5 protein-coding genes are annotated in these 7,014 nt (G+C 67.4%); 4 read left to right on the top strand and 1 reads right to left on the bottom strand.

Translation table 11 applies throughout. The features are described from left to right. Positions 1 to 162 precede the first annotated feature (162 nt). A complete protein-coding gene (locus ACXIZN_RS22550; protein WP_457956709.1) occupies positions 163 to 2,175 on the bottom strand; it encodes a fatty acid desaturase in 2,013 nt (670 codons plus the stop codon). Positions 2,176 to 2,639: 464 nt separating this feature from the next. Between ACXIZN_RS22550 and tig the strand changes: the two genes are divergently transcribed. The 4 genes from tig to clpX all read left to right on the top strand — a co-directional run bounded on the left by tig (position 2,640) and on the right by clpX (position 6,997). After that, entirely contained in the window at positions 2,640 to 4,010 is a 1,371-nt protein-coding gene (tig, locus tag ACXIZN_RS22545; protein WP_457956707.1) for a trigger factor, read from the top strand. A 172-nt stretch (positions 4,011 to 4,182) separates the two neighbouring features. Further along, entirely contained in the window at positions 4,183 to 4,785 is a 603-nt protein-coding gene (locus tag ACXIZN_RS22540) for a ClpP family protease (RefSeq protein WP_016332353.1), read from the top strand. Between the two features lie 27 nt (positions 4,786 to 4,812). Beyond that, positions 4,813 to 5,484 carry an ATP-dependent Clp protease proteolytic subunit gene (locus tag ACXIZN_RS22535; RefSeq protein WP_005158392.1) on the top strand — a complete coding sequence of 224 codons (672 nt, stop codon included), beginning with the start codon at positions 4,813 to 4,815 and terminating at the stop codon, positions 5,482 to 5,484. 217 nt (positions 5,485 to 5,701) lie between these two features. Further along, positions 5,702 to 6,997 (top strand): ATP-dependent Clp protease ATP-binding subunit ClpX, encoded by a 1,296-nt coding sequence (gene clpX, locus ACXIZN_RS22530; protein WP_016332355.1) that lies wholly within the window; start codon positions 5,702 to 5,704, stop codon positions 6,995 to 6,997. Positions 6,998 to 7,014: the final 17 nt, after the last annotated feature.

The raw sequence follows: 7,014 nt of genomic DNA, 5'->3' as shown, positions 1-7,014 counted from the left end.
TGTCGCGAAAGCCACTTTCGGGACATCAGACGTCCCGAAAGTGGCTTTCGCGACACGCCTTTGACCTGTCGGAAGTACATGAAGGGGTCCTTCACAGCGCTAGGCGCAATGAAGGACCCCTTCATGAACTAGGGAAGGTGAAGGTCGAAGTCGCGGGACGGGTCAGCGGTCGTAGTCCACGGCCAGTTCGGGGGAGGTGGCCACCGCACGGCAGGTCAGGATCCGCCCCGCCGCGACCTCGTCGGCCCCGAGCGCATAGTGCACGTCCATCCGCGCGCTGCCCCGCACCACCGTCGCCCGGCAGGTGCCGCAGGCCCCGCCGACGCACGCGTACGGCGCGTCGACGCCGTGCCGGAGCGCGGCGCTGAGCACGGTTTCGCCCACCGTCGCTGGGATTTCGGCGGTCTTCCCGCCCGCGGTCACCGTCAGCGTCGGGCCAGGCCGCCGCGAGGGGCGGACGGGCAGCGCGCCCTGGAACAGTTCGAAATGGACGTTCTCCTCGGGGACGTCGCGTTCCGCGAGGGTCCGGCGGGCCATGTCGACGAGGTCGCGCGGGCCGCACAGGAACCACTCGTCCACCTTCGCCGGGTGCAGCCGCGACTGCAGCAGCGCGCGGAGACGGGTGCCGTCCAGCCGGCCGCGCTGGTAGCGCTCATGGGAGATGGCGAGCGCCTCGCCGACGATGTCGAACGGCCTCTCCGGTCGCTGCGTGCGCAGATCCGGGTCGCGTTCGTCGGTGCGGTAGTGGACCACGTGCAGCCGCCCGCCCAGCCGCGTGGCGAGGGCACCGAGCTCGTCGGCGAACATCGTGCTGGCACCGGAGGTGTTGATGTAGAGCAGGGTCGCCTTGCTGTTCGGCTCGTCCTGCAAGGCCGCGGTCAGGATCGACAGGATCGGCGTGATCCCGCTGCCCGCGGCGAGCGCGACGTAGCGGCCGGCGCGGCTCCGCGCCGGGGTCAGCGTGAACTCCCCGTCCGGGGGCAGGACCTCCAGTGCGTCGCCCGCCGCGAGTTCCGTGGTGGCGAACGTCGAGAACGCGCCGCCGAGCTGATGCTTGATCGCGATCCGCAGCACACCGGAGTCCGGCGTCGAGCAGATCGAGTAGGCGCGCCGCACCTCTTCCCCGTCGACCTCCGCGCGGATGACGAGATGCTGGCCGGGGGTGAACCGGAAGGTCTCCCGCAGCCGCTCCGGGACGTCGAACGTCACGGTGACGGCGCCCTCGCACAGTGCCCGGACCTCGGCGACCCGCAGCGAGTGGAACCGGCTCGGCTGCCGCGGCGGGGGCGGGGGCGGTTCCTCGTCGAACGAATCGGTGAGCTGACGCCATTCGCGGTACTCCGACGACGTCAGCTCGCGGCCCCACGGGGTGGCGATCGGGACGTCCCTGGCGAGGTACGCGTCGCGGTTGTCCCGCCACGTGCGCAGGTAGCGGTAGAACGGGATCGCGGGGTGGAGATGGTGCACCAGATGGTAGTTCTGGCACAGCATGATCGGCGTCATCAGCCATTCGAGCCCGACGCGGACGCGCGTGGCGCCGAACCGGTTCTGCCGCTGCGCGCCGAGGTCGTGATGCGGCAGCCAGTCGAACCACCAGGCCAGCACGGCCAGCCCGACGCGCTGCGGGATCAGGTAGACCATCAGCAGTTCCCAGCCGTGGCCGCTCACCGTCAGCCAGGCGAACGCGGCGAGGCTCAGCGTGACGGCGGCCGCGGTCTCGGCCCGCTCCGACGGCGGCCGCGTGCGCTGCCGTGCCACGTAGAAGCGGGCGTACCAGAAGTCGATGGTCAGCCAGCGCAGCGGCAGCTGCCACCAGGGGCCGTGCGCGGTCCAGGCGTCGGGATCGGTGTGGGCGTCCTCGTTGGTGTTGCGGTGGTGCTCCAGATGGATGTAGCGCACCAGGGGAAAGGAGCCGTAGACGGCCACGAACGGCATCGCGAGCCTGCCGAGCAGTTCGTTGACCCAGGTGAGCTGTCCGGCCGCGTGGTGCGTCGACTCGTGCAGCACGGTGAACATGGTGAAGGTGACGAGCGCGTGCAGGGGAATGGTCACCCAGAGCGGCGCGGCCTCGTTGACGACCAGCCAGGTGGCGCCCGTCCAGACCATGGCGCCGCCGACGAACAGCAGCACCGTCGGCACCGAGACCACCGGCAACGGGAGACGCGGGTTGGGCACACCGCGTCTCGGTCTTCTCTCGGACGATTCCCCCGTGTCCCCGGACCGGGTTACGGCGACGGTCATCGATCGTTCCCCTCGGTCGATGCTACCGGGACAAGCTGTCACACCGTAGACAATTAGTATTGGTTTGTAAACTTCATCCGATCGCCGAAACGCCACGTCACGGCGCCCGATGGTGGATCGTGGCACGCATCCGTGTCCAGGAAAGGGCCGGTTCGTAACAGAGAAGAACCGAAAACTGGTCCGATCGGGTGGTCGGCGGGTGGTCGCTGCGACGTCGTTCGAAACCCGTGAGCGGCGGATGAGGACGGGGTGGTGGCGGCGGTGGTGGCCCCGGGACCGGACCGGTGAGCGACACGGCCTAGACTCGGACGGCCCGGTCTGCAAGGTGACCAGGGCACATCCGCCGTCGACGACATGCGGATGCTCAAACACATCGTTTACCGCTCGAGGAGAATACGTTGAAGAGCACCGTCGAGCAGCTCAGCCCGACGCGAGTCAAGATCAATGTCGAGGTGCCGTTCGACGAGCTCAAGCCGAACTTCGACCGCGCCTACCGCAAGATCGCCCAGCAGGTGCGCATCCCCGGCTTCCGCCCGGGCAAGGCGCCGGCTCGCGTGCTGGAAAGCCGGATCGGGCGAGCCCCGGTGCTCGACGAGGTCGTCAACGAGGTCATTCCGGCCAAGTACATGGAAGCCGTGCGCGCGGGCGAGGTCCGCACGCTCGGCCAGCCCGAGTTCGAGGTGACCAAGCTGGAGGACCGTGAGGTCCTCGAGTTCACCGCCGAAGTCGACATCCGCCCGGAGATCTCGCTGCCCGACCTCGAGGGCTTCTCGGTCAGCGTCGACGACGTCGAACTGACCGACGCCGAGGTCGACGAGCAGCTCGACGAGCTGCGCGCCCGGTTCGGCACGCTCACCGGTGTCGACCGCCCGGCCGAGAACGGCGACTTCGTCTCGATCGACCTCGCGGCCACCGTCGACGGCCAGGAGGTCGAGGAGGCTTCGACCACCGGCCTGTCCTACGAGATCGGCTCCGGCCAGCTCGTCGACGGTATCGACGAGGCGATCATCGGCGCGAACGCCGGCGAGACCAAGACCTTCACCACGAAGCTGGTCGCCGGCGAGTACACCGGCAAGGACGCCGACGTCACCGTCACCGTGCAGACCATCAAGCAGCGCGAGCTGCCCGAGGCGGACGACGAGTTCGCCCAGATGGCCAGCGAGTTCGACACGATCGACGAGCTGAAGGCCGACCTTCGCGAGCGCCTCGGCCGCGTCAAGAAGATGCAGCAGGGCGTCCAGGCCCGCGACAAGGTCCTCGAGGAACTGCTCGAGCGCACCGAGGTCGCGATCCCGGAGAAGGTCCTCGAGGCCGAGATCGAGAACCGCAAGCACGACGCGATCCACCCCTTCGACCACGACGAGGCGCAGTTCGCGAAGGCGCTCGAGGCCGAAGGCCGCACGATCGAGGAGTTCGACACCGAGGTGCGCGAAGAGTCGGAGAAGGCGGTCCGCACGCAGCTGCTGCTGGACAGCATCGCCGACGCCGAGCAGACGTCGGTCAACGACGGCGAGCTCACCGAACGGATCATCTACCAGGCGCAGCGCTTCGGCGTCAGCCCGGACGAGTACGTCCAGCGGGCGCAGCAGTCCGGTCAGCTGACCGCGATCTACGCCGACGTCCGCCGCGGCAAGGCGCTGGCCTCGGTGGTCCGCAAGACCACCGTGACCGACGCTTCCGGCGCCACGGTCGACCTCGAAGAGCTCTTCGGCCCCGCAACCGAGGAGACGCAGGTCACCGAGGAACCCGCGAAGACTGCGGCCGAGTAGGGAATATCCGGTCCGCTCGAAACGGACCGTAAAGCTGTAAGCGAACTTGGGCGGTGTCAGGCATTCTGCACCGCCCAAGTTCGTTAGGGTCGGTTGCAAGATCCTCAAGCATCTGGACATACGCGGCGGCGAACGTTCCACCCGCCGCCGTCGGCGAAAAGGCAGGCATGACGTGACGCAGCACACGCCCCAGGCGCGGACCGGTACCGCAGGGCTCAACCTCACCGACTCGGTCTTCGAGCGGTTGCTCCAGGAGCGCATCGTCGTCCTCGGCTCCGAGGTCAACGACGAGGTCGCCAACCGGATCACCGCCCAGTTGTTGCTGCTCGACGCAGACGACTCCGAGTCGGACATCCGCTTCTACATCAACTCGCCCGGTGGCTCGGTCACCGCGGGTTTCGCCATCTACGACACCATGCAGCTGATCCGCCCGGACGTCGCGACCTACGCGATGGGCCTCGCCGCGTCGATGGGGCAGTTCCTGCTCTCCTCCGGCACGCCCGGCAAGCGGTACGCGCTGCAGCACGCGCGCATCCTCATGCACCAGCCCTCGGCGGGTGTCGGCGGCACGGCCTCCGACATCGCCATCCAGGCCGAGGTGTTCGGCAAGTGGAAGCAGGAGCTGGCCCGGATCACCGCCGAGCAGACCGGCCAGACGGTCGAGCAGATCGTCAAGGACGGCGACCGCGACCGCTGGTTCACCGCGCAGGAGGCGAAGGACTACGGCTTCGTGGACCAGGTCCTCACTCGTGAGAACCCGCTTCCCAACAGCTGATCCGCGCCTCGCACACAGGAGAATCCAATGAGCAACTTCCAGCTTCCGAACGGGTCGCAGGCGCCCGGGATGCAGTCGCGGCTCCAGCTGCCGCAGTCGCGGTACGTCCTGCCCTCGTACGTCGAGCGCACGAGCTACGGCATCAAGGAATCGAACCCGTACAACAAGCTGTACGAAGAGCGCCAGATCATGCTCGGCGTGCAGATCGACGACGCGTCGGCGAACGACGTCATGGTCCAGCTGCTGCACCTCGAGCACGAGGACCCGGACCGCGACATCATGATCCTGATCAACTCGCCCGGTGGTTCGTTCACCGCGCTGATGGCGATCTACGACACGATGCAGTACGTCCGCCCCGACATCGTCACGATGTGCATCGGCCAGGCCGCTTCGGCCGCGGCGGTGCTGCTGGCCGCGGGCACCCCCGGCAAGCGGTTCACCCTGCCGAACTCGCGCGTGCTGATCCACCAGCCCGCCACCGAGGGCACCTACGGGCAGGTCTCGGACCTGGAGATCCAGGCCAACGAGATCCAGCGGGTGCGGCGCCAGATGGAGGTCATCCTGGCGAAGCACACGAACAAGGACGCCGACGAGGTCAAGAAGGACATCGAGCGCGACAAGATCCTGACGGCCGACGAGGCCAAGGCGTACGGGATCGTCGACGAGGTGCTCGAGTACCGCAAGGCTTCGAGCAGCTGATCGCGGGAGGGACCGGTGCGTGTCGGGAGACGACACGCACCGGATCCCTGGTCTATGGTCAGCTTCTGGCGTGCTCAGATGTGACGTTGGTTCTCCCGCCGACGGCATCGGGCGGGTACCGTCAGTGGCAGTGTGTGAGGCTCCGAGAGGTCATCCGTGACCGGGGCGGCAAGACAGTCAGGCGCGTATCGCGCCGGAGGGGACGAGGTCAACGGCCATGGCACGGATCGGTGACGGCGGCGACCTGCTGAAATGTTCTTTCTGCGGCAAGAGCCAGAAGCAGGTGAAGAAGCTCATTGCCGGCCCCGGGGTCTACATCTGCGATGAGTGCATCGATCTCTGCAACGAGATCATCGAAGAGGAACTGGCCGAGGCCGGTGAGGTCAAGCTCGACGAGCTGCCCAAACCCGCCGAGATCCACGAGTTCCTCGAGCAGTACATCATCGGCCAGGACGACGCGAAGCGATCGCTGGCCGTGGCGGTGTACAACCACTACAAGCGTGTGCAGTCCGACGACAAGGCCGGGCCGAAGGATTCCAAGGACGAGACCGTCGAGCTGGCGAAGTCCAACATCCTGATGCTCGGGCCCACGGGCTGCGGCAAGACCTACCTGGCCCAGACCCTGGCGAAGATGCTGAACGTCCCGTTCGCGATCGCGGACGCCACGGCGCTCACCGAGGCCGGGTACGTGGGCGAGGACGTCGAGAACATCCTGCTCAAGCTGATCCAGGCGGCGGACTACGACGTCAAGCGCGCCGAGACGGGCATCATCTACATCGACGAGGTCGACAAGATCGCCCGGAAGTCGGAGAACCCGTCGATCACCCGCGACGTGTCCGGCGAGGGCGTGCAGCAAGCGCTGCTGAAGATCCTCGAGGGCACCACCGCCTCGGTGCCGCCGCAGGGCGGCCGCAAGCACCCGCACCAGGAGTTCATCCAGATCGACACGACGAACGTGTTGTTCATCGTGGCCGGCGCGTTCGCCGGGCTGGAGAAGATCATCAACGAGCGGGTCGGCAAGCGCGGCCTCGGTTTCGGCGCGGAGATCCGCACCAAGGCCGAGATCGACGAGAGCGACATCTTCTCCGACACCATGCCGGAGGACCTGATCAAGTTCGGGCTGATCCCGGAGTTCATCGGCCGTCTCCCGGTCGTCGCGACGGTGACCCACCTCGACAAGGACTCGCTGGTCAGCATCCTGACCACGCCGCGCAACGCGCTGGTGAAGCAGTACAAGAAGCTCTTCGAGATGGACAACGTCGAGCTGGAGTTCACCAAGACCGCGCTCGAGGCCATCGCCGACCAGGCCGTGCTCCGCGGCACCGGCGCCCGCGGCCTGCGCGCGATCATGGAAGAGGTCCTGCAGCCGGTCATGTACGACATCCCCAGCCGCGACGACGTCGCGAAGGTCGTCATCACCGAGCAGACCGTTCGCGAGAACGTGAACCCGACGATCGTGGCACGTCAGCCGTCACGCCGTCGCAGCAGCGAACGCGGCGAGAAGTCCGCCTAGCGAACGCACTTTCGTCA

The sequence above is a fragment of the Amycolatopsis sp. TRM77291 genome, from assembly GCF_054166285.1.
This window is presented reverse-complemented; position numbering and strand designations above follow the sequence as displayed.

Bases quoted from the DNA above. Each gene is read 5' to 3' on its own strand.
- ACXIZN_RS22535 (WP_005158392.1), top strand. From the start codon at position 4,813: ATGAGCAACTTCCAGCTTCCGAACGGGTCGCAGGCGCCCGGGATGCAG.
- clpX (WP_016332355.1), top strand. From the start codon at position 5,702: ATGGCACGGATCGGTGACGGCGGCGACCTGCTGAAATGTTCTTTCTGC.